The 26,016-nt window shown below is 55.4% G+C and carries 21 protein-coding genes; 2 read left to right on the forward strand and 19 right to left on the reverse strand.

Going from position 1 to position 26,016, the window contains the following annotated elements; all coding sequences use genetic code 11:
• Positions 1-88: 88 nt before the first annotated feature.
• The 15 genes from rnhB to rpsB all read right to left on the reverse strand — a co-directional run bounded on the left by rnhB (position 89) and on the right by rpsB (position 14,905).
• Positions 89-658: a ribonuclease HII gene (rnhB, locus tag HPY30_04295; GenBank protein QYZ65276.1), complete on the reverse strand. Its 570-nt coding sequence runs from the start codon at positions 656-658 to the stop codon at positions 89-91.
• A gap of 16 nt (positions 659-674) precedes the next feature.
• Positions 675-1,814, reverse strand: coding sequence for a lipid-A-disaccharide synthase (gene lpxB, locus HPY30_04300; protein ID QYZ65277.1), 1,140 nt, complete (start codon positions 1,812-1,814; stop codon positions 675-677).
• Positions 1,814-2,590: an acyl-ACP--UDP-N-acetylglucosamine O-acyltransferase gene (gene lpxA / locus HPY30_04305; GenBank protein ID QYZ65278.1), complete on the reverse strand. Its 777-nt coding sequence runs from the start codon at positions 2,588-2,590 to the stop codon at positions 1,814-1,816. Before lpxA ends, lpxB begins: the two co-directional genes overlap by 1 nt.
• The gene (gene fabZ / locus HPY30_04310) at positions 2,587-3,030 is read right to left on the reverse strand and encodes a 3-hydroxyacyl-ACP dehydratase FabZ (GenBank protein ID QYZ65279.1); all 444 of its coding nucleotides are present in this window, start codon (positions 3,028-3,030) and stop codon (positions 2,587-2,589) included. Before fabZ ends, lpxA begins: the two co-directional genes overlap by 4 nt.
• Positions 3,031-3,063: 33 nt before the next feature.
• Entirely contained in the window at positions 3,064-4,101 is a 1,038-nt protein-coding gene (gene lpxD, locus HPY30_04315; GenBank protein QYZ65280.1) for a UDP-3-O-(3-hydroxymyristoyl)glucosamine N-acyltransferase, read from the reverse strand.
• Positions 4,102-4,112: 11 nt separating this feature from the next.
• Complete coding sequence (locus HPY30_04320) at positions 4,113-4,610, reverse strand: OmpH family outer membrane protein (GenBank protein ID QYZ67900.1); 498 nt, start codon at positions 4,608-4,610, stop codon at positions 4,113-4,115.
• 36 nt (positions 4,611-4,646) lie between these two features.
• The gene (gene bamA, locus HPY30_04325; protein ID QYZ67901.1) at positions 4,647-6,878 is read right to left on the reverse strand and encodes an outer membrane protein assembly factor BamA; all 2,232 of its coding nucleotides are present in this window, start codon (positions 6,876-6,878) and stop codon (positions 4,647-4,649) included.
• 191 nt (positions 6,879-7,069) lie between these two features.
• Positions 7,070-8,434 (reverse strand): sigma E protease regulator RseP, encoded by a 1,365-nt coding sequence (gene rseP, locus HPY30_04330; protein ID QYZ65281.1) that lies wholly within the window; start codon positions 8,432-8,434, stop codon positions 7,070-7,072.
• 303 nt (positions 8,435-8,737) lie between these two features.
• A complete protein-coding gene (locus HPY30_04335) occupies positions 8,738-9,904 on the reverse strand; it encodes a 1-deoxy-D-xylulose-5-phosphate reductoisomerase (protein ID QYZ65282.1) in 1,167 nt (388 codons plus the stop codon).
• Positions 9,901-10,725, reverse strand: coding sequence for a phosphatidate cytidylyltransferase (locus HPY30_04340; protein ID QYZ65283.1), 825 nt, complete (start codon positions 10,723-10,725; stop codon positions 9,901-9,903). Before HPY30_04340 ends, HPY30_04335 begins: the two co-directional genes overlap by 4 nt.
• 7 nt (positions 10,726-10,732) lie before the next feature.
• On the reverse strand, positions 10,733-11,503 hold the full coding sequence (uppS, locus tag HPY30_04345) for a di-trans,poly-cis-decaprenylcistransferase (GenBank protein ID QYZ67902.1): 771 nt from the start codon (positions 11,501-11,503) through the stop codon (positions 10,733-10,735).
• Between the two features lie 234 nt (positions 11,504-11,737).
• Positions 11,738-12,295 carry a ribosome recycling factor gene (gene frr / locus HPY30_04350; GenBank protein ID QYZ65284.1) on the reverse strand — a complete coding sequence of 186 codons (558 nt, stop codon included), beginning with the start codon at positions 12,293-12,295 and terminating at the stop codon, positions 11,738-11,740.
• Between the two features lies 1 nt (position 12,296).
• Positions 12,297-13,019, reverse strand: a complete 723-nt coding sequence (pyrH, locus tag HPY30_04355; GenBank protein ID QYZ65285.1) for a UMP kinase — start codon at positions 13,017-13,019, stop codon at positions 12,297-12,299.
• Between the two features lie 159 nt (positions 13,020-13,178).
• Entirely contained in the window at positions 13,179-14,063 is an 885-nt protein-coding gene (locus HPY30_04360) for an elongation factor Ts (protein QYZ65286.1), read from the reverse strand.
• Between the two features lie 95 nt (positions 14,064-14,158).
• A complete protein-coding gene (gene rpsB, locus HPY30_04365; GenBank protein QYZ65287.1) occupies positions 14,159-14,905 on the reverse strand; it encodes a 30S ribosomal protein S2 in 747 nt (248 codons plus the stop codon).
• A 267-nt stretch (positions 14,906-15,172) separates the two neighbouring features.
• On the opposite strand from rpsB, the gene map reads away from it, so the two are divergent.
• Together map and glnD are read left to right on the forward strand one after the other, a co-directional pair.
• Positions 15,173-15,949, forward strand: a complete 777-nt coding sequence (map, locus tag HPY30_04370; protein QYZ65288.1) for a type I methionyl aminopeptidase — start codon at positions 15,173-15,175, stop codon at positions 15,947-15,949.
• Positions 15,950-15,966: 17 nt separating this feature from the next.
• Positions 15,967-18,600 (forward strand): [protein-PII] uridylyltransferase, encoded by a 2,634-nt coding sequence (gene glnD, locus HPY30_04375; protein QYZ65289.1) that lies wholly within the window; start codon positions 15,967-15,969, stop codon positions 18,598-18,600.
• Between the two features lie 48 nt (positions 18,601-18,648).
• Here the strand turns inward: glnD and HPY30_04380 are convergent, their stop codons facing one another.
• From HPY30_04380 to HPY30_04395, 4 genes are all read right to left on the reverse strand, one after another.
• Positions 18,649-19,821 (reverse strand): D-alanine--D-alanine ligase, encoded by a 1,173-nt coding sequence (locus tag HPY30_04380; GenBank protein ID QYZ65290.1) that lies wholly within the window; start codon positions 19,819-19,821, stop codon positions 18,649-18,651.
• A gap of 162 nt (positions 19,822-19,983) precedes the next feature.
• Positions 19,984-21,588, reverse strand: coding sequence for a UDP-N-acetylmuramoyl-tripeptide--D-alanyl-D-alanine ligase (locus tag HPY30_04385; GenBank protein QYZ65291.1), 1,605 nt, complete (start codon positions 21,586-21,588; stop codon positions 19,984-19,986).
• Between the two features lie 3 nt (positions 21,589-21,591).
• A complete protein-coding gene (locus HPY30_04390; protein ID QYZ67903.1) occupies positions 21,592-22,338 on the reverse strand; it encodes an alpha/beta hydrolase in 747 nt (248 codons plus the stop codon).
• 113 nt (positions 22,339-22,451) lie between these two features.
• Positions 22,452-25,919: a hypothetical protein gene (locus HPY30_04395; protein ID QYZ65292.1), complete on the reverse strand. Its 3,468-nt coding sequence runs from the start codon at positions 25,917-25,919 to the stop codon at positions 22,452-22,454.
• Positions 25,920-26,016 lie beyond the last annotated feature (97 nt).

Raw genomic sequence — 26,016 nt, forward strand, 5'->3', positions numbered from 1 at the left:
AGTTCGCGCCATTATCCACCCAAAAACCCTCCAATTTCCAGAATATATGCACTGTCCGTAAGGAGCGTCTGAATCGTTCAGGGGCTCATTAATCCTCCAGGAGGCGTCTGACCGGCCCGAATGAACGACGGTGGATCGGCGTAACACCCAATTCCCTGAGCGCCTCCAGATGCATCTTGGTGGGGTAGCCTTTATGTCTCGCCAGACCATAACCGGGATAGCGCTGATCCATCTCCACCATCTCCCGGTCACGGGCAACCTTGGCAATGATGGAGGCTGCGCCGATCGCTTTGACACTACTGTCGCCGCCGATGATCGCCTCCACCTCACAGGACAGGCTTGGAACATGCTTGCCATCCACCAGCGCCTTGTGCGGTGACATATACAACGCTTCAACCGCCCGCTGCATAGCCAGCAGACTGGCTTGAAGAATATTGATCTCGTCGATCTCCTCGACCTCAGCACGCCCGAGCGCCCAGGCCAGAGAGCGTTCACGAATCAACCCGGAGAGGGTTTCACGGCGTTTTTCACTGAGCTTTTTGGAATCCGCCAAGCCCTCTATCGGGTTTGCCGGATCGAGAATCACCGCAGCAGCCACCACGGGGCCCGCCAATGGCCCGCGACCCACCTCATCAACGCCGGCAATGAAAAAGTCCATCTCAGAACTCCTCTATTTATTGATCGATAAGTGCCAACACTGCATCCGCGGCCCGGTTTGCAGCATCACAACGCAACCCTTCGTGCAGCTGTCGATATCTGGTGACGACGCCAGCCCGCCTGGCCGGTGATTCGAGAAAATCGAGCAGCGCCTGTCCAAGCGTCTCCGGCCTGACCTCACCCTGCAGAAACTCCGGTGCGAGGCGCTCTTCAGCGATCAGATTGGCCATCGCCATGTGGGGGATCTTCACTAGATTGAAGGTCTTTACCAGCCAGTATGTCAGGGCTGCCAACCGATAACCTACAACCATTGGGCGTTTCAATAGAAGCGTTTCCAGCGTCGCAGTGCCCGAGGCAGTCAGCACAACGTCAGCCGCCTGGATCGCCTTACGCGCCTCACCATCGAGCAGGATGATGGGTAGATCCGGTGCAACCTCAACGATCTGCTCAGAAAAAGCTGTCCGAATCTTCGCGTTCACCATCGGCGCCACGAATTGCAGCTCAGGATGACGCTGCAAACACCAGATCGCAGTCTGTAAAAAAGGCGCCGACAGCATGCCGAGTTCGCTCATGCGGCTGCCGGGTAGAATCGCAATAACGGGGCGGTCGGGATCGAGCCCCAGCTCGGATCTGATGCCTTCCGGCGCTGTCGACTCTAGGGGAATCTCATCCGCCAAAGGATGCCCCACATAGCTGGCGGTTACACTGTTCCGCTGGAGAAAATCCACCTCAAAGGGAAAGATGCATAACATCAGATCCACTGCCCGGCACAGTTTTTTTACGCGCTTCTGACGCCAGGCCCAGACGGTCGGACTGACAAAGTGGGCAGTCCGGATACCCTCGGCTTTGAGTCGGGTTTCCAGCGCCAGATTGAAATCCGGCGCATCCACACCAAGAAAGAGGTCCGGGGGAGCAATTTGGAAGTGGTGGAAAAGCCTGCGCCGCAGAGAGAGCAGTCCCGGCAGGTGCTTCAACACCTCCACCAGCCCCATCACCGGATCCATGCGTGCCAGACTCTTGCAGCCTTCGGCTTCCATTGCAGGACCGGTCATACCCTCAAAGCGTAATTCTGGTCGTTTCGCCTTCAATGCATGGATCAGGGAGGCGGCGAGTTGATCACCGGAGACTTCATTGGCGACTATACCAATTCGAGTCATTAGCGGAGGATACTGCGTCCGCCCTGCGCAATAAAATCCACCATAATGCCGACTTCTGGCGCCTCGCCTGCTATCTCACGAATCGATTCGATCGCCTCTTCCAGCCGCAACTGGGACTTGTAGAGCAGTTTGTAGGCACGCTTGATCTGGCGGATCGCCTGCTCGCTGTATTGACGGCGCCGCAGCCCTTCGGTGTTGATCCCATAGGGTTTCGCCGGATGTCCTGAGACCATTACGTAGGGCGGCAGGTCCTTGGAGATCACCGAACCCATGGCGCAAAAGCTGTAGGCGCCGATGCGACAGAATTGATGGACGATAGTAAATCCGCCAAGAATGGTGTGATCGCTGATATGCACATGGCCACCAATAGAAGCGGCGTTGGCCATGATGACGTCATTACCGATCTGGCAGTCATGAGCCACATGGGTATAGGCCATGAAGAGATTATCATTGCCAATGCGGGTTGTTCCCGCATCCTGTTGCGTTCCCCGATTGATGGTAACGAACTCGCGGACGACGTTACGGTCGCCGATCTCCAACCGTGTCGGCTCGCCGCCATACTTTTTGTCCTGTGGATCCTCGCCGACCGACGCAAACTGAAAGATACGACTATCTTCACCTATCCTGGTCGGGCCGTTGATAACGACATGAGGGCCGATGGTGGTACCACGACCGATCTTCACATCGGCCCCGATCACCGAGAATGGACCGATAGAAACCCCTTCGCCCAGCTCCGCGGAGGGATCGATCACCGCCCGTTGATCGATTTGACTCATGCCTCAGTGGCGTCTCTTGCGGTGCAGATGACCTCTGCAGTAGCCGCCACCTTCCCATCCACCCTGGCGACGCCTGAGAAGATACCCATACCACGTCTCATCGCAGTCTGAGTCACCTCCAGTTCAAGCTGATCACCGGGTACCACCGGGCGTTTGAAACGCGCCTTGTTGATCCCGACAAACAGATAGATGGTATTTTCGTTAGCGGTCTCCGGATGGGACTCACGAGCCAGCAGGCCGGTAGCCTGTGCCATCGCCTCGACGATCAAAACACCCGGCATTACCGGTTTGATGGGAAAATGTCCGTTGAAGAAGGGTTCGTTGTAGGTCACATTTTTCAATGCCAACAGACGTTTGTCCTTCTCGAACTCCAATACCCGATCTACCAATAAAAACGGATAGCGGTGCGGTAACAGGCGCAGCACCTTCTCGATGTCCATCACAACCAACGTTCTCTCCCCTTGATCAATGCGTTATCCATCCTGGTCCGTGGAAACTGATTCCACCTTTTTTTCCAGGCGCTGTAGACGCTTCGCCATCTCATCCAGTTGGCGAATACGCGCCACGGCCTTACGCCACTGCTTGTTGTCCATGGCGGGCAGATTGCCACTGTAGTACCCCGGCTCAGAAAAGGAACGGGTAACCATGCTCGCTCCCGAAAAGTGTACATTATCGCCGATATCCAGGTGGCCGACGAGCCCGACCATACCCCCAAGGGTGCAGTTGCGGCCAATATGTGTCGAACCCGCTACCGCCACTCCACTCGCCATTGCGGTATTGGTGCCGACAATAACGTTGTGAGCGATCTGGATCAGGTTATCCAGTTTGACCCCGTCTTCCAGCACCGTATCCTCCAGTGCACCCCTGTCGATGGTGGTGTTGGCACCCACTTCCACATCGTTCCCAAGACGGACTCTGCCTGTCTGGGGTACCTTCTCCCATCGACCATCGTCGTTTGCCAGACCGAAACCGTCACTCCCAAGAACGGCACCCGGATGGATCAGGCATCGCTCTCCCACATGAGTCCCATGGCAGAGCGTCACATTGGCTACGAGGCGTGATTCATCAGCAACGACACAATCATGCTCAATGATACACCCAGGTCCGATATATACACCTGCCCCGATACGGCTGCCTGCACCCACGACTACGCAGGGACCAACAAAGGCTGACGGGTCGATACTGGCTAAAGTATCCACTACTGCAGAAACGTGGCAGCCCGGCTCAAAGGCAGGGACAGGATTGAGTTGACGGGAGACCCTCGCATAAGCGAGATAAGGGTTGTCACTCAGTAATAGAGCTGTGTTGCAGTATTCGGCATCCTCCGGTCTCAGAATCACCGCAGCTGCGGCCGTCTTTTTCAGATGCCGCCGATATTTCGTGTTCGCCAGAAAGCTGACCTCATCGGGCCCGGCCTGTTGCAGGGTCGCAACTTTTGAGATCAGAATCTGCGGATCGCCTCGCAGTTCAGCCCCTGCAATCTCCGCCAAGACTCCCAGTCGAACCGCCAATCCCCAGACTCCTACTTCGCTTGGATCTGTCCCAACTTCTCCAGGACTTTGTCGGAAATATCGATCTTCTCACTGAAATAGACCACGCCATCGGAAAGGATCAGGTCGATCTTCTCCTCTTTACCGACCTGCTGAATCACTTCCCGTACCCGTTGCCGCAGCTTCTTGAATTCTTCATTCTGTCTCAGGTTGAGATCCTCGCGAAATTCAGTCTGCGCATTCTTGAGCTTACGACGACGGGAGAGAATATCGCGCTCCAGGCGCTTCACTTCTGACTCACTCATCACAGCACCATCACGTTGAAGCTTGTCTTCGAGCTGCTTCAGCTGCTTTTTACTGGAGAGCAGATCTTTCTCACGACGGGAAAACTCTGCCTGCAGACGTTTACGGGCCTCTTTGTACTGCAACGACTCCTCAAAAACTTTGGTTGCGTTGACAAAGGCAATGCTATAACTCTCCGCCAGAGCATTGCCCGCGAAAAAAGTCAGCAACAGTAGAAAACCGCCAATCTTACCCAATCTTTTCACAAAATCACTCCCACTTAATCAATATGTGGTTCCGAAGCTAAACTGCAGCGTCTCCACAGAATCACCGACTTTATCGTTCAAAGGATACCCCAGACTAAAAGCCAAGGCTCCCACCGGTGATAACCAGGAGAGCATGAGACCAGTAGAGTAACGTACCTCATCTAACTCGAAACCATTACCAAACTTTACATCAAAAACATTACCGGCATCCAGAAACGCACCCCAGCGCATCGTGCTTTTAAATGAGTCAACAGGAGGAGGAGCCAGCAACTCTATTTGACCCGTCAATTTCGAATTTGCTCCCAACGCATCGCCAAAAGAGTCCTTCGGACCGAGGGTATTTTCCTCAAAGCCGCGTACTGTGCCAATGCCGCCTGCAAAAAAGTTACGGTAAAAGGGCAGTACCGGGGTATCTGAGTAGCTGTCTCCGTAACCCAGTTCGCCGTTGAACCTGAGCGTAAGGGCTTTTGTCAAAGGGAAATAGCGCGTGTGCTTGTAGTGGAGACGATAATACTGCAGATCACTGCCTGGCACAGTCACCTCCAGCGCGGCCACCTGCTTACCCCCAACAGTGGGAAAGATGGCACGATCCCGGGTATCACGGCTCCAGCTGACAAGCGTCTCCAGATCCCGAAAGTGGTCGCCGTTCACCTCTTCGAATTTCAGCACCTCATCTGATGGGGAGTCACCCAACACGAACCTGGTATCCTCAAAGGCCAGACTGAAACGCAGCCTGTCGTATTCCGTGATGGGCAGGCCGAAGCTGACCCCTACGCGACTGACATCTGTCGCATAACTGGAAATATTGAGTTCACCAAAATCAGTGGCACGGTAGGAAAACTCAAACCCGCGACTAATGCCGTTAATAGTATAGTAGGGGTTGTTATAGGAAATATTGAACTTCTTATTTGCCTTGCTGGTGTCGAAACCGGTACTGACCCGCTTGCCGGTACCGAGAAAATTGTCTTGGGTAATGCTTGCATTGAACATCAGGCCCTGAGTCTGAGAGAAGCCGATACCCGCCGACAGATTACCGGAAGCCTTCTCTTTCACCTTGAAGTCAACATCTACCTGATCAGTCCGCCCAGGAACAGCGGGGGTCTCGACATTCACCTCTTCGAAATAACCCAGGCGCTGCAGGCGTTCACGGGACAATCGCACCTTCTCTCCCGAAAACCAGGCAGATTCCATCTGCCGCAGCTCCCTGCGAAGCACCTCGTCCCGCGTCGCTGCGTTACCGCTCATATCGATATGGCGAACATAGACCCGTTTACCCGGGTCGACAAAATAGGTGATCGCCACCTGGCGGTTTTCACGATCGATATCGGGAATGCTGTTGACGTTGGCGAAGGCGTAACCGGCATCCGACAGAAGGCTGTTGACCCGCTCTGCACTGGCGGTGGTCTTTTTACGGGAGAAGACCTCGCCCCGTTTGAGGTGAATCAGCGGAAAAAGCTCTTCCAAAGGCACGATCAACTCCCCCGCAAGCTTGATGCCACTGAGGGTGAACACCTCACCTTCAGATACTACGACCGTGACATAGATATCCTTCTTGTCCGGCGTAATGGAAACCTGGGTGGAATCTATCTTGAAATCGATAAATCCCCTATCGAGGTAGTAGGAGCGCAGCTTCTCCAGGTCACCCGAAAGCGCCTGTTTCGAGTATTTGTCTCTATCGGAGAAGAAGTCGTACCAGCTCGGGATACCAAGAGCAAACTCATCCAGCAGCTCATCATCTTCAAAAGCCAAATTGCCGATAAGGTTTATCTTCTTGATACGGGCGGTAATGCCCTCTGAAATTTCGATATCCACGGCCACCCGGTTGCGCTCCAAGGGCGTAACCGTGGATTCGATCCTGACACCATACTTGCCCCGGGAGAAATACTGGCGGTTCAACTCCTGCTCGACCCGTTCAAGTAGCGCGCGTTTGAAGACCCGGCCTTCAGCCAGGCCAATATCTTTCAGGCCGGCCTTCAGCCTATCGGTATCCAGATCTTTGTTACCGCTCAGGTTGATCTCCGATACTGCCGGCCGTTCTCGCACGAACACCACCAGCACTTCATCCTCCCTTTCGAGGCGCACATCCTTGAAAAAGCCCGTTTTGAACAGCGTTCGGATGATGCCGGCCGTATCTCCCGATGATACCTGATCACCCACCTTTACCGGCAGGTAGTTGAACACCGTACCTGCGGAGATACGCTGCAAACCTTCGATCCGTATATCTTCCACGACAAACGACGAAGCGCCCATAACGGCAGCCGTCATCAGCAACAAGGCCAGACCGGAAAGGAATCTTTTCAGGACACCCAGCAACGACATAATATTAGATTTTTTATACCTGCGACCATTGCCGCCTGTGGCGATTGTCCCAAACACGAGGGATCAGCGGGAGTGAAGACCGGACTCCACATAAGCGGGGTAGTATAAGTGATATTTTGCCGCTAGCCCAGCAAACGACTGAGATCCACATAGAAGGCAAGACTCATCATTGCCAATAGCAGAATCATCCCGATTTTCTGTCCATGCTCCATAAAGGTTTCCGATAAGGGTCCCCCTTTGATTGCCTCAAGCAGAAAAAAGAGGAGGTGCCCACCATCCAGAACCGGGATCGGCAGCAGATTCAGCACACCGAGACTGATACTCACCACAGCGAGGAATTTAAGGAAATCGATCAGACCGTAACTGGCGGTTTTACCCGCATACTCAGCGATGGAGATCGGACCACTGAGATTCTTTACCGAGACCTCACCGATCACCATCTTACCGAGCATTTTCAGCATCAGCAGAGAGAGATCCCAAGTCTTGTACAACGACTTGCCAACTGCCTCCAAAGGTCCGTAACGAATCTCTGTCTGGTAATCGTCCATCAGGTGGGGCGGCACATGTACGCTGGCACCAATTCGACCGATGCTTTCGCCCTCACTTTCGATTGCCGCCGGGGTCAGTTCAAGGCGTATCAAACTCCCTGCACGCTCGACTTCCAGAGCCATGCGCTGCTCCGGTCGCGCCCGTACATACTTCACCCATTCGACCCAACTCTCCAGGGATTGGCCATCAACGGAGAGCAACAGGTCGCCGGTTTTCAATCCATCCCTGTCTGCAGCTTCACCCGGCAACAGTGTGCCGATAACCGGCGCGACTACGGGACGCTTGGGCGAAATTCCCAGGTTCTGCAGAATCTGGGCCTCCTCAGACATCTCCTGAAGCCGCCCGGCGTCAAGCCATCGAACCGCCTCCCGGCCACTCTCATCTTCGACCCTTACTGCGATCTGTCCGACATTCAGTGATTCCGCCAACAGCATGTAGACAGCTGTCTCCCATGTCGGAGTAGACGCCTGATTGACGGAGAGTATGCGGTCTCCAGTCTGAAACCCGGCCTGCTCAGCAATGGATTCGGCCTTGACCTCCCCCACCAGCGGCTTGATGCCGGTATCCCCCGTCACGAAGATCAGCCAGAAGGCGAAGACGGCAAACAGCAGATTGGACAGAGGGCCTGCCAGTACAATTGCCGTCCTGGAAGCCAGTGTCTGTCTGTTGAAGGCCCGATCCAGTTCACCGGAATCGACCGGCGCCTCCCGCTCATCCAGCATCTTCACATAACCGCCCAGGGGGATAGCGGCAAGGACATATTCAGTGCCGTCATTCTTGCCGACACGCGTCCAAAGCGGTTTGCCAAAGCCAATGGAGAAACGCAGTACCTTCACACCGACCCTGCGGGCCACCCAGAAGTGACCGAACTCGTGTACGGTAATCAGAATACCCAGCGCAACGACAAACGCCGCGATTGTAAAAAGAAGGGAGTCCATATTAAAAACAGTAGCCTATTCGACGTGAGACAGTGGATCTGTGCTCCTCCAACGTAATAATTGCGGTTTCAGTGAGCTTGTCTGCGTTCATGGCAAGGCGCGCCTCGCAGGCAATGGCTGCTCCCTTGTCAAGAGGCGCAACGCAGTCCATGGACGCAGACAAGCTCACCCGCAGGGCGCTCCCGTGGTGTCCCGCAGCCGCGTTGCAGCGTTTGGAAAGGGAATAGCCATTCCCTGCACGCTGCGCCTTGCTGCAAAACACCACGGGAGCGCTGAATCCGTAATTATCACGTTGAAGGAGCACTAGAGCGCTTGTTCCGCAAAGACCCGGGCTTGACGATCTTGATCCAGCAACAGCTCCAGACTATCGGCAGGTCTGACCTCCAAAGCGTTCAGGGTCCGTTCCACCAGCGTGGGTATGCCGAGAAAACCGAGGCGACCCTCAAGAAAGGCCTGCACCGCCACCTCATTCGCAGCGTTCAGCACCGTGGGGGCAGTCCCACCCGCCTCGATCGCCTCATAGGCAAGTCGCAAACAGGGAAAACGCTCAAGATCAGGGGCCTCAAAATCAAGTCTGGCAATCTGAAACAGATCCAGGCGGTCCACACCGGAATCGATGCGCTCCGGCCAGGCAAGGGCGTGAGCAATGGGTGTGCGCATATCGGGATTACCCAACTGTGCCAGCACCGAGCCATCATTGTACTCCACCATCGAGTGGATCACGCTCTGTGGATGCAGTACCACCTGAATCTGCTGCGGTGAAGTGTGAAACAGCCAACAGGCCTCGATCACCTCCAGCCCTTTGTTCATCATGGTGGCGGAATCGACGGAGATCTTGCGCCCCATATCCCAGTTTGGATGGGCGCAGGCCTGCTCGGGGGTAACGGCCTTCAAGCCCTCCAGCGGCATAGTGCGAAAAGGCCCGCCAGATGCAGTCAGAAGAATCTTGCGTACCCCAACCTGTTCCAATCCGCGCTGAAAGTCAGCCGGCATGCATTGAAAGACCGCATTGTGTTCGCTGTCTATGGGCAGAATCTCAGCCTCATGCGCCTCAGCAGCTTCCATGAAGAGGCGTCCGGAAACCACCAAAGCCTCTTTATTCGCCAGCAGAACCCGCTTGCCCGCACGCACTGCTGCCATGGCTGGCAACAGACCGGCAGCCCCGACAATCGCCGCCATCACATAATCGGCCTCCGGCATGGCGGCAACCTGCTCAAGACCGGCAACACCGGATAACACCTCAACGTCACTGCCATTTTCGGCCAACCGCTTTGCCAACTCCGCAGCTGATGTTGCATCCGCCATCACCGCAATCTGCGGTTTGAAACTGAGGCACTGACCGAGCAGACCGTCCACATCGCGGTTAGCAGTCAATGCAACCACGCGGTAGCGTTCAGGGTGACGGGTCATCACATCCAGGGTACTGAGACCGATAGAGCCGGTGGAACCCAGCACGGTAAGCCCCTTCATCCGATCTTCCCCATCAGCATCAATCCCAGCACAAAAACAGGGCCGGCGGCAGTCAGGCTGTCGAGGCGATCCAGCATGCCCCCATGCCCAGGCAGCAAAGTACCGCTATCTTTCATGTTACGCAGGCGTTTGAGTACGCTCTCAAAAAGATCCCCAATCACGGAGAAGATCACAGTTAACACGCAGAGCAACAGCGCCAGCGGGTACTCAGCAAAGGAGAATCCCTGCCACCAAGCAAAAAATAAACCACATACCAGAGAACCTGCGATAGCGCCGTAGACCCCTTCCCGGGTCTTACCCGGACTGACCTCGGGGGCAAGTTTGGTGCGACCAAAGCGACGGCCTGCAAAATAGGCGCCGATATCGGCAGCCCAGATCAGGATCAACAAAAACAACAGCAATTGCGGGCCCTGTTCAGGCACCTGATGGAGCGTCACCCATGCCAGCCACGCCGGCACCAAAACAATGATACCCTCCAAACTTTGAGTCAGGCTAAAACCCTCTACCACGGCGCCACCGCGAAAGTGTCGTAACCGTATCAACACAACCATCCACCAGAAAACCACCAGCGCAAACAGCCAGAGCAGTAGTGTAGGTGCCTCCAACAGCATCGCTACTGCAGCCACGCAGAGCCCCAAAACCAGGATATAGCCAAACTGGCCAACAGGGCCGTTTGCGCCGGAAAGGCGCGCCCATTCAAACCCACAAATAGCCAAAAACAGGGCCAACGCCAGTGCGAGGTAGAGTGTGGGTGACCAGAGAACCCCGGTAACAATCAGGGGAGCGAGAATCAATGCTGTCAGAACACGCTGCTTTAGCATCAGCGACTCAGGAGGCCTCAGCCTTGTGATCTCCCACCTGCTCACCGGTACGACCAAAACGGCGCTGGCGTCCCGCAAAATCGGCGAGCGCGTCTTCAAAAGCCGCCGTATCGAAATCGGGCCATAGCAGATCAGTGAAGTAGAGTTCGGAATAGGCGGCCTGCCAGAGCAGGAAATTACTTAGCCGCTGCTCCCCGCCGGTACGAATAAAGAGATCCGGATTCGGCAGATCGGGAAATGAGAGTGAACCGGCCAACGACGCTTCATCGATATCCTCGGGAGAGAGCTCACCTGCCGCCACTGCCCTGGCCAGGGATTTGGCCGCTTGAGTAATATCCCAGCGACCGCCGTAGTTGGCGGCGACCTGCAGGGTCAGGCCGCGATTTTCGGCCGTCAATTCCTCGACTTCCAGGATTCTGCGCTGCAGCTTTTCGGAAAAGGCCTCACGCTCCCCAATAATTTTCAGTCGAACACCATTTCGGTGCAGGCGACGTGCCTCTTTACCCAGGGCACGAATGAAAAGATCCATGATCAGGCCGACCTCTTTCTTGGGCCGGTGCCAGTTTTCACTGCTGAAGGCAAAAAGGGTAAGGACCTGGATCTTTTTCTGCACACAGCATTCGACAATATTGCGCACTGCATCCACGCCGACGGGATGACCCGCGTAGCGGGGCAGACCACGGCGTTGCGCCCAGCGGCCGTTACCATCCATGATGATTGCGACATGTCCAGGCAGTCGGCCTTCGGCCTCCGAACTGTCCGATTGGGTTCCGTTCATCATCACCTTGATTCGCTCAAAACGAACTGTCACCGGGCAACAGTGATCAGGGAGCCTCTGAATAAGTCCTGGCCGTTCAGATTGTGAGATGAAATGTGCTGATTTTCAACGAAAAACCTGTTTGGAACAGGTTTTCGTGTTAGCCCCGAAGGGGTGTGGCCCATGGATGGGCTACACAAAAAGCAGCGCGTTTCAGCCACAAGCTGTAGGTCCATGACTTGTTCAGAGACTCCTTTAGATTTCCATCAAATCCTTTTCTTTCACCGCCAGTGCCGCATCCACCTCTTTGACGTGCTGATCGGTCAGTTTTTGAATGATCTCCTGCCCACGACGTTCATCGTCTTCGGAGATCATCTTCTCCTTCATGTGATCCTTGAGATTATGATTGGCATCACGACGAATATTACGGATTGCCACCCGCGCATTTTCCGCCTCATGACGCACCACGCGAATCAGATCCTTGCGTCGCTCCTCCGTCAACGGCGGCATGGGAACCCGGATCACGGCGCCGGCACTCATGGGATTGAGGCCCAGATCCGAGGTTAAAATCGCCTTCTCGACCACTGCGATCATCGGTCGTTCCCAAGGGGTTACTGCAAGGGTGCGACCATCTTCCACATTAATATTGGCAACCTGACTCAGCGGTACTTCGGAACCATAATAGTCAACCCGGATATGGTCCAGCAGACTTGGATGGGCTCGCCCGGTACGCACTTTCGCCAACTCATGGGAGAGCGCCTCAACGCTCTTGCCCATACGGGTGTCAGCATCACTCTTGATATCGTCGATCATGTTACTCGCCCTTTTCTACCAAGGAACCGATGACTTCTCCGCGCATCAGGCGCAAGAGAGCCCCGGAATCATTGATGTTCATAATTCGTAGCGGCATATCGTTATCCCTGCAGAGCACAATCGCAGTTGCATCCATCACCTGCAGGTTCTCCGCCAAAGCCCGATTGTAGGTGAGACGGGGATAGAATTCAGCATCGGGATCCTTCACTGGATCCGCTGAGTAGACGCCGTTTACCTTGGTCGCCTTGATCATCATGTCAGCCTGGATCTCGACTGCACGCAGACTCGCGGCGGAATCGGTGGTGAAATAGGGATTGCCAGTGCCTGCAGCCAGGATGGCCACCCGACCCGTATCCAGATGTCGCCTGGCATCCCTCGCCGTGAAAGGCTCACAGACATCAGGCATGCTCAGCGCAGAGAGCACTCTGGCCTCAACGCCGATCTTTGTGAGAGCATCCTGCATCGCCAGGGAGTTCATTACAGTGGCAAGCATTCCCATGTGATCGCCGGTCACCCGATCAAGACCACCCTGCGCCAGACCGGCGCCGCGGAAGATATTTCCGCCACCAATCACCAACCCCACCTGTAGACCGGCCTCAACGAGGTCCCGCACCTCACCCGCAGTACGCGCCATCACCTCAGGTGAAATCCCAAAGTCGCCAGAACCCATCAGGGCTTCGCCACTAAGCTTGAGCAGGATACGCCGACAGATCAAATCCGACATGCTGAACCGATTCCTAATTTGAGATTAACCGAATGATAAGACGCAGAGAGGAAATATTCCATTTTCCACGGATATTTCAGCTCCACAAGTCCCCTGTCCGCATCCGCCCCCTCTGCACCGGAGCAAACGATCCAGTACAGAATGCGGGGCGACAGAAGTTTACATCTTGGCTTGCGCCCGGACCTCTGCGGCGAAATCCTCCTTCTTCTTCTCGATGCCTTCGCCAACCTCAAAGCGGCTGAATTGGGCAATAGCGGCACCCTTGCTCTTCAACAGCTTCTCGATGGTGAAATCCGCATCCTTGACGAAAACCTGGCCCAGCAGGGTATTTTCTGCCAGATATTTGCGCATACGGCCATCGACCATCTTCTCGATGATGTTGTCCGGTTTGCCACTCTCTCTGGCCTGCGCGGTTACGATCTCGCGCTCCTTGTCCAGCAGATCCTGGGGCATATCGTCAGCGGAGAGGCAGACTGGGTTGGTCGCGGCAATATGCATTGCCAAATCCTTGCCCAGATCGTCCTCGTCGCCCTCGACCTCGACCACAACGCCGATACGCACACCGTGGCTGTAGCTGACCAAAGCCCCCTTGTCGGCCTGCAAACGGACAAAGCGACGCACGTTCATGTTCTCACCCAACTTGGAGATCAGCGCCTCGCGAGCCTGATTTACAGTGGTTTCTTCGCCTTCGTGAAGAGAATGCCCCATCAGCGTCTCAACGTCATCCGCACCGCCGTTGAGCGCCCTCTCCGCCACTGCGCCGGCAAAGGAGGTGAAGTTCTCGTCCTTGGCCACGAAATCGGTTTCACAGTTAACCTCAACCATCGCCGCCTGGGTGTTGTCAGCATTGAAGCTGATCACAATCACACCTTCCGCTGCGGTGCGGCCTGCTTTCTTGGCGGCCTTGGCCTGACCCGATTTGCGCATCGCCTCGATTGCCGCTTCGATATCGCCATCGACCTCTACCAAGGCCTTCTTGCACTCCATCATGCCTGCGCCGGTACGCTCGCGCAGCTCTTTAACCTGAGAGGCTGTAATCGCCATCTTTCCTACCTCAAAATCGTATCTTCAAATGTAAACCGACCGGATCACACTGTAGGCATGATCCGGTCGTTAATCCAGAAAACCTGTCGACTGCTTCAGGACTTGTCGCCTTTGACCTCGACAAACTCCTCTTCGCTGCCAGCCGCCACATGGGCCGCGCTCGTCCGACCTTCTAGGATCGCTGCAGATGCGCCCTGTGTGTAGAGCTGGATCGCCCGGATTGCGTCATCATTTCCGGGGATCACGTAATCGATAGCCTCGGGATTGTTATTGGTATCAACCACACCGATAACTGGGATGCCCAGTTTACGGGCCTCAGAGATTGCGATGTCTTCATGACCCACATCGATCACAAACATGGCATCGGGCAATTTGCCCATATCTTTGATGCCGCCGAGGCTGCGATCCAATTTCTCCATCTCGCGGTGGAGATTCAGTGCCTCTTTCTTCTTGAAACGCTGCTCGACACTGCCATCCTCAAACATGCTTTCCAGCTCTTTGAGGCGTTTGATCGACTGCTTGATGGTCTTGAAGTTGGTCAGCATGCCGCCGAGCCAGCGATGATTGACGTAGGGCATATTGCAGCGTTCCGCCTCTTCACGCACCGCATCACGGGCCGCACGCTTGGTGCCGACAAACATAATCTTGCCGCCGTTTGCCGCAAGAGAACCGACAAAGTTCATGGCGTCGTTAAAGAGGGGGAGGGTCTTCTCAAGATTGACGATATGAATCTTGTTACGATGACCAAAGATGTAGGCCCCCATCTTGGGGTTCCAGTAACGGGTCTGATGCCCGAAGTGTACGCCTGCTTCCAGCATCTGGCGCATGGATACTGCACTCATGAGTGACTCCTGATAGTATTGGGTTAGGCCTCCATACATCCCATGAATCGACCTCCCCGCGAAAGCTGGGAAGCACCCCGAACCATGTGCCGATGTATGTGTGGATTAGTTCTGCTCCCGCACGGGGAAAAACCCCGTAAAGTGAGCAGCGCGAACCGTTTGCGATTCAGCGGGGCGTTTTATACCATACCCGGCGGATTGCGACAAATCCCTGGCACCTTGTTTCCGATCTCCTTTTCCCCAAATTTTCATGACCCTTTAAGAATTATGAGCGTAACGATCAAAACAGCGGACGAGATAGAGAAGATGCGGATCGCTGGCCGCCTGGCCGCCGAGGTACTGGAGATGATAGAGCCTCATGTCAAACCCGGAGTCACCACGGAGGAACTGGACAAGATCTGCCACGACTACATCGTCGACGTGCAGCAGGCCATCCCTGCCCCGCTAAACTACCGGGGATTTCCAAAGTCTATCTGCAGTTCGGTCAACCAGCAGGTCTGCCACGGCATTCCCGCTGACAAAAAGCTAAAAAAGGGGGATATCGTCAACCTCGACATCACTGTCATCAAGGATGGCTATCATGGAGATACCAGCAAGATGTTCAGCGTGGGGGAGACCTCCATCCTCGCCAAACGCTTGATAGAGGTCACCCGAAAAGCCCTTTGGGTCGGCATCGACGAGGTTCGACCCGGCGCCCAGCTTGGCGACATCGGCCACAAGATTCAGGATTTTGTCGAGAGACACCACTACTCCGTGGTGCGCGAATATTGCGGTCACGGCATCGGCAAAGAGTTTCACGAAGATCCCCAGGTACTGCACTACGGCAGCCCGGGGTCGGGCTTGGTACTCCAACCCGGCATGTGCTTCACCATCGAACCCATGGTCAATGCCGGCAAGCGCCAGATAAAACTCCGGCCCGATGGCTGGACCGTGGTCACCAAAGACCGCAGCCTCTCCGCGCAGTACGAGCACACCCTGCTGGTGACTGAAGCCGGCTGCGAGGTGCTGACCCTGCGCGCTGAAGAAGCCGACGCCACCCAGTGATCCAGGCAATAAACTCAATGTTCGACTTCTCCGCGCTTGATCAGGCGCTGGCAGGCGCCTCATCCTCACCTATCCCGGTTTTTCGTGACTTTCTGAAGCAGGGCACTGCAACGATCAGGGAAGGGTTCAATCAGGAACAGCCGATAACCGAGCTGGTGACCGCCCGCGCCCACCTGGTCGATGCCGTCCTGGAACACGCCTGGAATCTCCACTTCCAGGATTCCACAGACGCTGCACTGGTCGCAGTGGGTGGATACGGCCGGGGAGAACTCCATCCGGCTTCAGATATCGACCTGCAGATTCTGCTCGATCACGAAGATCACTTCGAACAATTGCAGGAACCCTTGGGCCAGTTTCTCAGCCTGCTCTGGGATATTGGACTGGAAGTTGGCCACAGCGTACGCACCATTGAGGATTGCATCCGGGAAGCATCTAATGACATCACGGTTGCCACCAACCTGATGGAATCCCGGCTGCTGGTCGGGCCTGAGACCCTCTTCAAGATGATGCGTGAAGCCACCAGCCCCGCTAAGATTTGGGACAGCAAACGCTTTTTTGAAGCGAAATTTGCGGAACAGCAGGCACGGCATCAAAAATTCGAGGACAGCGAAAGCAACCTGGAACCCAATCTGAAGGATAGTCCAGGCGGATTGCGGGATATCCAGATGATCGGCTGGGTGGTGAAACGCCACTTCCAGGCTGACACTCTGCGTGATCTTGTGAACCACGGATTCCTCAACGAGGATGAATACCAGACGCTGATCGAAGGCCAAGACTATCTTTGGCGCATCCGTTTCGCCCTGCATACCCTTACAGGCAGACACGGCGACATTTTACTCTTCGACTATCAGCGCACCCTGGCTAACCAGTTTGGTTACGACGACAATACCGGCAATCTGGCGGTGGAGCAGTTTATGCAGCTCTTCTACCGGACAACGTTGGAGCTGAACCGCCTCAACGAAATCCTGCTGCAGCACTTCCAGGAAGAAATCCTGCTGGAGAACAAGCTGGATGCCCCCGTTTCTCACGGCAACCGCTTCCAAAGCCGCAATAGTTTTCTTGAGGTCACCCGTCCGGATGTCTTCTCCCGCACCCCCACCGCCCTGCTGGAACTCTTTCTTATCCTGCAGGAGAACCCGGAACTAAAAGGTGTCAGAGCCAGCACCATCCGCCTGCTGCGGGACAATATTCAGTTGATCAACAGCGCCTTCCGCGAAGACATCCGGGCGCAGAGCCTGTTCATGGAGATCCTGCGCCAACCCAGGGGCATAACCCGGGAGCTTCGTCGCATGAATCGCTATGGCATCCTCGCCGCTTACATTCCGGCCTTTGAAAATATTGTCGGGCGTATGCAGTACGACCTGTTTCACGTCTATACCGTGGATGAACACACATTGATGGTGCTGCGTAACCTGCGCCGTCTGTCGGTTCCGGAACTCGCCGAAGAGACCCCCTTCTGCAGCCAGCTGTTCCGCACCCTGCCGAAGAAAGAGCTGATCTACCTGGCCGCCCTCTTCCACGACATCGCCAAAGGACGTGGCGGCAATCACTCCATACTCGGTGAGAAGGACGCGGTGGACTTCTGCCATCAACACCATCTCAGCGAATACGACAGCCGTTTGGTCGGCTGGCTGGTGCGCAACCATCTGGTCATGTCCATGATCGCCCAGCGCAAGGACATCAACGACCCGGACGTCATCCAGACGTTTGCTGAAAACGCCGGGGACACAATGCACCTCGACTATCTCTATCTGCTGACAGTCGCTGACAGCCAGGCTACCAATCCGAAACGCTGGAACTCATGGAAAGAGTCACTGCTGCGGGATCTCTACAAATCCACCCGTCGCGCCCTGCAGCGCGGGCTGGACAACCCGCTGGCGCAGGAGGAGCTGATCCGGGAGACAAAATACGAAACGCTGGAACTGCTGGCCAAGGCCGGACACGACGAGAGAGATATTCTCCGCCTCTGGCAATCCTTCAGCCCGGAGTATTTTCTCTCGCACTCTCCCAATTCGATCTGCCGGCAGATTCAGGCCATCATCACCACGCCACCGGAAAACCTGCCGGTGGTCGCAATCCATGAAACCGCCGAACACGGCGGCAGCGACGTACTCTACTACGGACCGGATCGCGACAATCTGTTTGCCGTCATGACCACCCTGCTGGATCAGCTGGGTCTGTCCATCGTCAACTCCCGCATCATGAGCACGACCCAAGGTTTTTCTCTCGACTCATTCCTGGTCATGGAGGAGGATGGCGATCCTGTCCAGCCTGGCCATCGTACCGAAGAGATCATCACCACCCTGAAAGCCGGATTGACGCAGAAAGACGGCCAGCCTCTCAAAGTGCATCGCCGCATGCCTCGCCAGCACAAGAGCTTCGACACCCCGACCCGCATCTTCTTCTCTCAGGATCCTGCTTACAACCGCACAGTGATGCGTCTGATCACCCTTGACCGGCCGGGACTGTTATCGGAAGTGGGACAGGCCTTCGCCGCCTGCAGCATTCGTCTGCAGCACGCAAAAATCGCGACCATCGGCGCAGAGGTGGAGGATATCTTTTTCATCACCGACCGGGAGAACCGGCCGTTATTGGAGAAGCATCAGCTGGAGTGTCTGGAGGCCGCCGTCACCACGCGGCTGCCGGAATAGTAAAACTTGCCGGATCCACTGCGTTTGATCCGGCCTACAGCAGCCATATCAGCGCTTGCTGCCCAACTTGCCGCCACTCCCCTGCAGTGAGAGCAGATTGGAGTCGAAGACATAGGTCCGTTTGCCCTTCTCCCGAAACCTCTCAAGCGCAAGCTTGATGACGCGAGTGGTCAATTCGGCAAACGAAACGCCGCTCGCCTCCCAGAGGTAGAACGCCAGTGATCCGGGGATGGTATTGATCTCGTTGACAAAGACATCACCGCTCTCCTCATCAACAAGAAAGTCAATACGAACCACTCCACTGGCACCAATCAGGCTGAACGTCTCCTTTGCCAACCGGCGGATCCTGTCCGCCAGTTCCCCGGGTATCTCAGCCGGCAGCACACGATCAGTGGAGCCGATGCCCTTGGTCTTGCCACCCTGGTATTTATCAGCAAAATTCAGGATGCCACTGGAACGCAGAGGCTCCTCCAACGCCGCAACCTCTGACGTCTCCCTGTTACCCAACACCGAGGCGTTGATCTCCTTGAGTTGGGTCACCATACGTTCAACCAGGATCGAAGGATCGTACTGACCGGCGTTTTCGATCGCCTCCTCCAACTCCGACCCCGAAGCAGCGACACTGATACCGATGCTCGACCCAAGATTCGCCGGTTTGACCACTACCGGGTAACCCAATTTTGACTGGATCCGGTCAATAATCGCCCGCCTGTCCCGATACCAGGCTTCCATCCGACAACTCTCCGACTCCACCACCGGGATGCCGTTACCCCGCAGCAGGGTCTTGGTCAGGATCTTGTCCATGCCGATGACCGACGCAGAGACGTCACAGCCTGCATAGGGAACACCTGCCATCTCAAGTAGCCCCTGAAGGGTGCCGTCCTCGCCATTGGTGCCGTGAATAACGGGAAAGACGATATCAAGCTTTTCGATGAGGTTGTTTTTAAGACGGGCAGGAGGGACACGGTAGAGTTCAAGCTGCCCACCATCTCCGTGAGGCATAACTTCTGTACTTTCGGAGAGCAGGGTTTCCAGCTGCTTGAAGTTGTCGATCTCAGACAGCTTATCACCGATGTACCACTCACCCGTTTTACTGATGTAAACCGGCGTCACGCGGTATAGATCGGCATCGATTGCATGGACGACCTGCAGACCGGAAATGATGGAGACCTCATGCTCTACCGAGCGACCACCAAAAAAGACGCCAACATTGGGTTTCATCGACTACACCTTCAACTCACGCAAATTCGAAATACCGCTTTCACCACGAAGAACACAAAGAGCACGAAGGGTCGAGATAACAATAATGCAATTAATCAAATCCTCCCTGAGCATAATTTTCTTCGTGTCCTTCGTGGTTAATTATGTTTTTTCAATCTGACACTAATTATAAGTATCCGGCAGATCATTTTCATAGAGCACTACATCACCCTCTCGCGAGATCTTCGCAAAATGGTCATTGGCCTCATTCAGATGAGCCGCAATATAGACCTGGTTCTCCGGATAGCCTTCCGAAACCAACCCCTCATAGATCGGTTTGGCCTGCTCGATACCCACCAGAATGACATAGTCACAGCGGCTAGCCGCATAGGCGCCAAGAAGGCGATTCTCCTCCGCCTCCGTTTCACCAAGCTCAACCATGCCCGGAGTGATCAACACCTTTCTGTTGCCCTCAATCTCCCGCAGCACATCCAGGGCGGCTCGCGCCCCCAATGGATTGGAGCTGAATGCATCGTCAACGATAGTGATGCCCGCGGCGCTCTTTTTCACGTTCAATCGATGTGGCGCAGGCTGCAGCGAACGCACCGTCGCTTTGATCCGGTTTTCCGGCACACCCAGCTCCATCGCCACTGCGACTGCAGAGACGATGTTGTAGATATTGTTTTTTCCCAGAAGACGGGTCTCCAGCAGCAGCGTTTCCCCGTTCGGTAAGGAGAGCGTGAGCGCGGTCAGGCCATTGGCCAGATACTTGATCTCTCGCGCCGCATAATCCGCTCCGGGTGAATCGACGCCAAAACTGACAACCTTCGCCTGAGTCCTGCCTCGCACTTCAGTAAAACTCTCATCATCCGCATTGAGAAACGCGATACCATCGGACGGCAGGGATTCGACCAGCTCCGATTTGGTTTTCACAATATTGGCAAGACTCTTGAACATCTCCAGATGCTGTTTGCCGATGGTGGTGATCAAACCATACCTGGGGTGCACCAGTTCGCAAATCTCCCGGATATCACCCGGCTGTTTGGCCCCCATCTCCACCAGGAAGAGGTCATGAATCGGCTTGAGCTTCTCCCTGATGATACGAGTCACCCCAAGCAGGGTATTGAAACTGCCCGGCGTCATCAATGCATTGTATCTGGACAGCAACAGTTCATTCAGGATGAATTTGGTACTGGTCTTGCCATAACTCCCAGTGATACCGACCACCAGAAGCCCCGGCATGCCGTTGATGATCTTCCCCGCATCGCCGATGTACCACCTGGCGATGGTCGACTCCACCGGCACCGCCAACAGGTTGGCCGCAACCAGCAGCCAGGGCAGCAACAGCAGGAGCAGACCCAGCATGAGAAAGAGAGAGAAATAGGGGATAGGAGACAATCCCGTCGCGCCGGGAAATAACCCCAGCAGCGATGCCCCCAACCAGATCAGGAAGGTTGCCGCCATCAGGCGTTTGACCCGTCCTGTCACCACCAGCGGTTTTTTTACCGGCACTTTGGGACGTTTCAGACTGAGCAGCAGGAATCCCCCGATCCAGATGCCGAAAAACAACCCGCTGTTCCAGTAAAACAGAAGCGCCACAAGCGGTAGCAGTGAGACCGGGCCAATACGTTTAAGCAGATCCTCGTTCAGCCAGCGCAGATAACGTTCATTGCGATAGGAGTTGAGCTGCAGCATGTGCAGGTAGTGCAGAACTGCGCGTCCGACGATAACAGCGTAGAGCGTCAGGGCAAGCAGCACAGCAAGCGTCTGGAACAGGGCAGCCCCCATGAATCAGGTTTCCATTTTCAGAAAATAGTCGACGATGATCTGGAACTCGCCAGGCCTCTCCAGATAGGAGAAGTGTCCTGCCCCCTTGATGAGAGCCAGGCCACAATCGGGTATCTGCGCCTCCATCACCTTTGCCTGATAGAGAGGTGTATCCAAATCGCTCTCTCCCCAGACCAGCAGGGTGGGCGCTTTGATCCCGGACAGCAGTGGCGTCAGATCTTCATTCACCACCTTTATCAGGGTCAGTCGCATGACAGGGGAGGCATTGCGATAATCTTCGGAACCGGCACGTCCGCGCATCTTTTCCAGTAGTGGTGGATAGAGCCGGCCCAGGACATTTTTCATCAGCTTGTATGAATAGACCTTGAGAAAGTAGTTCAGGCTGCGGCGGGGTTTGACCCCGGCACTGTCCACCAGGATCAATTTTCTGACCGACATCTTCGCCGCCAGCCGGATCGCCAGCCGACCACCGAAGGAGTGACCGATGATCGCAGGATTTTCGATCCCCATCTCACTAATGAAACTCTCCACCAACGCCGCATATTCCGTCGTTCCCCATGGGGATTCCGGCTCCTGGCTTTCACCGAAACCGGGAAGATCCAAAGCGTAGACACAATATTTTTTCGCCAGATGCTGCCTGACAGCCGCGAAACTTCCGAGATCGCTGCCCCAGCCATGCAGAATAAGCACACGACTCCCACTGCCCATAACATCATAGTGGAGACGAATATTGCGGATAGTAGTGTAAATCGTTATCTCCCGGCCAGACAGTGAGGTCGCCGGTTCCGCTGCGCTTGGACCGGCCGGCTACTAAACTTGTAGGCCTGATCAAACGTAGCGGACCAGGCAATACACTGGGTCAACTAAGCGAGGGTACCCGCATGCCGCAGGGGGTCCGCACCAATAGTACCGACCAGACTGCGCAGATAGTCATCACTTCGTACTGCCGCGAGCCGCGCTTCAGCCGCCTCGAGTCGCGACGCTATACCCATCTTTTCAGCCACATCCGCATAACCTGGCCGGTTGAGGAAATCCTGCAGATAGTCGGTGTGACGTTGCCAGAGCGTTATTTCACGGGTCTGTTTCACCCGCAGACGCTCCTGGTACCAATCCGATGCTAACAGGTAGTCGCTGGTGAACATGGCGCGAATCTCCGGGTCATGCACTGCCTTACCTTCGTACTCACCCTTCGCCATGATATGCAGCACAGCCTTCAACGGCGGACAGGCATCCTCAACACTGCCGTCATCCAGATACTGCTGAGCAACTCTCTGTTGTGCCTCTACGATATTGTCGATGCCATCCGCAAAGACATCCAGGCCCTGCAGTTCCGGTTTCAGGATACTTTCGGTCAGCACCGTGTTGGCATTATCGAAAATCTTGCCGAGGAAGCCGTGTACAAAACGATCTGTAATACGATAACCCAACCGACTCGCCAAAACCCGATGACCGTTATGCTCAAAGTCTTCCAGGGGTTCAAGGTAGCCGTTCCCGATAAGATAGGCCGGGTCACGTTCATGTTCGTCCAGCCGTGCCCAGACCTCTGGGATCAACAGGCTGATATCGTGGGCAACCCGCACGTTCGGACCGACATACCCGGCAGAACTGGAAAAACCCGGATAACCCGTAAGAATGAACGAGACCAGCGCATTGTTAAGATCTGCAGTGGCGCGCAGGGAATTGAAAGGCCCCTTGGTCAGCGCACCCTCACTCCCCGCCCCGGTGGTGGAGGGGGACTTACCGGTGAGACTGCAGACAAAGTCCATGAACAGCTCGGGCAGTTCCTGATAATGGATCGGGTTATAGACCGCCAGGGAGCGAATACCTTGTTCAGGCGGATTATTGCGGCGGCCGGCCAGCACCGCATCGACCGGATGACAAACCTTCTTCCCCAACGGCAGCTTACGATGGAATCGAGCGCCAATCTCGGCCACGTAGGCGCGTATCGGCTCCACCAGATCCTGTCGAGTCTGCAGATAGCGGGGATTCTTGCTCGGCTTTCCGTCCACCAGCCGCGGATGGGCGGATGAGACCACGTATCCGCTCTGCGCTTCGTGGGCACCCGTGAGCAACTCTCGCATGGGTTGGGTGAAGTTGCAGAGATTCAGCACATCCTCCACCACCTCAGTCAATTTCTCTCCGTTCAGCGGTTCAAAATTGGCAAGAAAATTCCCAGGCTGGGACATATCGAATTCGGTCTGCTTGTCGAAGCCGGGGATGACGGCATCATCCGGACGCTGGAACAGACGATATTCGCAGTTCGCAGTCAACTTGACGCTGCGATCATTCTCATATCCACAACGGCAGTCATCAAGGGATTTCGCTCTGACCACCACCGAAGTGGTGATGTCGTCTTCCATCTGAATCTTGTCAGCTGCGATGAAATCCTGTCGTACCTTGAAGATGCGCCACTCACCACGCTCATCGAAACCGACGCGCAGATAGGAGGCGATGATGCGGCGATCCAGCAACTTCAGTTCATGGCCTGCCGCACCGTCAATCTCATCCACTGAAATATATTTGCGCCAGTTAGTGCCCCAGAATGGCCGGTAGAAGCGTTTGATGACAAAGGCCAGCGCCAGGATGCGCGGCGGAATCGACTCCAGCCAGGCATTGTACTCATCAGTGTAACTGGGAGAGGGAGTCATCAATTTGATGAAGGAGCCCAGGCTGCGTTCCATACTCAGCGGCTTACGGCTGGGGTCCCGGTCCACACTCTCAAAACTGGACTTCAAACGATCACTATAATCCCGGTCGTAGATCTCCTGCACACGGTCGAGATCGACCTGCAACTCATCGACGAAGAGGGGGCCGTAGATCACCGCATCGTCGAGAGACTTGGAGATCTCCGATTTGCCTCCACCGGAGACGGTGCTGGGCTTATGACAAAAAGTCCCCTCGGGATCGGTACCGATCAGACGCCACGAGGGGGCGTCCGGATGCTTTTGCATCTCTATTTTATAACCATTGGGCTGGATATAGATCTTGCCTGGCTGCAGACGGATAACATGGGACTCTCCATCCCGCAGGAAGGCGATGCTCTGCTCCTGCAGATCCATGCGCAGATCCTGGGGCACATAGATCACATCGGGGAAGCGCTTGTCGATGCCGTGCCCCTCAGACTGCAGATTCATGATATCGCCGTAGCGCTCCAGCACATCCTGAAAATTGTAACCCGGCTCCCGGGTCGTGGAGTCGACACCATATTCGATGCCGTGGTTACGGCGCGGGAAGGCCAGTGCTCCACCGGCATGCTCCTCCTCCGCCAGGCCAAAAAGATTGGCCGCAAAACCGATCTGGGTCTTAACCTCTTTCTTGCAATAGCCGTAATAGTTATCCGCAAGGATGGTGACGATCACGCCGCTCTCATCACGGGCAGTGATCTTAAAGGCCTGACCATCGTTGTAGCGTTCGTCTTCCGACTGCCAGCACATGCCTTCTGCCCGCTGACGCTCGCTGGCATCGTCGAAGTGGGGCAGCCCTACAGACTTTTTGGTGAGTTGGGTGAGATGGGGCGCGAGAATGACGCAACCGGTCTGTCCGGTCCAGTGATCCACATCCAGGGCGGAATCAAACTCCGGCAGCAGAGGGCTGCCGCCGTTGCCGAATATGCTCTCGACAAAATCGAGGTTACTGACCAGGTTACCCGGCGCGAAGAAGCGGATCTCCATGCTCTTCTCGCTATCCTGACCGGGGATCTCCGGACAGACCGTGGGGCGCAACAGCAGGGAGACAAAAATCTTCGCCTGCTCTTCCAGCGTTGAGGTAAAAGGTATCTGCAGCAGTTCATCCGGCGGATTCATTGCGGCTGTCAGCATGAAGGCAAAACAACGCTTCGGCACCACCTTCTTGTCACCGGGAACCGGCAGCCCGCCATCGGCAATATGGAAAGAACCCTTGGTGGTCCGGCGATCGCTGGCGGGATTATGCAGCACACCCTGTTTCGCCCGGAAACTGTTGACGATATCGGAGTGGAACTCGTCCTCGCCCAACGGCAGGGAGAGCTCACGGGCTACGCCATGCCTGTCAAGGATGAAGGTCATGGTGGGTAGCTTGGGCATCTCCCTTTCAGGCAGACCCTCAAGATAACGTTCCAAAAATGACTGGATACGCTGATCAGCGGGACAGAGGTAGTCGGTGAGCAACCGGTTCTTCTCCCGGTAACTCTTGAGCAGATCGTGGGCCGTAGAAAGAAACGCCTCATCTCCGCCGGCAACTGTGGGCTGACCCGAAGATGCCAGTTTCAGGTTGATATAGAGCTGTAGCTTTTTGCTCTCTTCTTCTGGATCTACCGGAGTATTTTTAAGACCGAGGGAACGCTCGAAGTCCATGACTTCTCCAAATCTGTTAACCGCGCGCATCCTGCCCGAAGCGGCGCACAGATTCAAGTCTGCCACCTCTCAAACTGGACCGACACACACCCTGAAA

This window comes from Gammaproteobacteria bacterium (ex Lamellibrachia satsuma), assembly GCA_019623805.1.
Classification (GTDB): Bacteria; Pseudomonadota; Gammaproteobacteria; order Chromatiales; family Chromatiaceae; genus QGON01.

Coding starts and splice junctions, on each gene's coding strand:
- bamA (QYZ67901.1), bottom strand. CDS start 6,878: ATGGGCGCTTCGTCGTTTGTCGTGGAAGATATACGGATCGAAGGTTTG.
- rseP (QYZ65281.1), bottom strand. CDS start 8,434: ATGGACTCCCTTCTTTTTACAATCGCGGCGTTTGTCGTTGCGCTGGGT.
- glnD (QYZ65289.1), top strand. CDS start 15,967: ATGTTCGACTTCTCCGCGCTTGATCAGGCGCTGGCAGGCGCCTCATCC.
- uppS (QYZ67902.1), bottom strand. CDS start 11,503: ATGAACGGAACCCAATCGGACAGTTCGGAGGCCGAAGGCCGACTGCCT.
- frr (QYZ65284.1), bottom strand. CDS start 12,295: ATGATCGACGATATCAAGAGTGATGCTGACACCCGTATGGGCAAGAGC.
- HPY30_04395 (QYZ65292.1), bottom strand. CDS start 25,919: ATGGACTTCGAGCGTTCCCTCGGTCTTAAAAATACTCCGGTAGATCCA.
- lpxB (QYZ65277.1), bottom strand. CDS start 1,814: ATGACTCGAATTGGTATAGTCGCCAATGAAGTCTCCGGTGATCAACTC.
- HPY30_04360 (QYZ65286.1), bottom strand. CDS start 14,063: ATGGCGATTACAGCCTCTCAGGTTAAAGAGCTGCGCGAGCGTACCGGC.
- pyrH (QYZ65285.1), bottom strand. CDS start 13,019: ATGTCGGATTTGATCTGTCGGCGTATCCTGCTCAAGCTTAGTGGCGAA.
- fabZ (QYZ65279.1), bottom strand. CDS start 3,030: ATGGACATCGAGAAGGTGCTGCGCCTGTTACCGCACCGCTATCCGTTT.
- HPY30_04340 (QYZ65283.1), bottom strand. CDS start 10,725: ATGCTAAAGCAGCGTGTTCTGACAGCATTGATTCTCGCTCCCCTGATT.
- HPY30_04335 (QYZ65282.1), bottom strand. CDS start 9,904: ATGAAGGGGCTTACCGTGCTGGGTTCCACCGGCTCTATCGGTCTCAGT.
- rpsB (QYZ65287.1), bottom strand. CDS start 14,905: ATGAGTGCAGTATCCATGCGCCAGATGCTGGAAGCAGGCGTACACTTC.
- lpxA (QYZ65278.1), bottom strand. CDS start 2,590: ATGAGTCAAATCGATCAACGGGCGGTGATCGATCCCTCCGCGGAGCTG.
- HPY30_04385 (QYZ65291.1), bottom strand. CDS start 21,588: ATGGGGGCTGCCCTGTTCCAGACGCTTGCTGTGCTGCTTGCCCTGACG.
- rnhB (QYZ65276.1), bottom strand. CDS start 658: ATGGACTTTTTCATTGCCGGCGTTGATGAGGTGGGTCGCGGGCCATTG.
- HPY30_04380 (QYZ65290.1), bottom strand. CDS start 19,821: ATGAAACCCAATGTTGGCGTCTTTTTTGGTGGTCGCTCGGTAGAGCAT.
- map (QYZ65288.1), top strand. CDS start 15,173: ATGAGCGTAACGATCAAAACAGCGGACGAGATAGAGAAGATGCGGATC.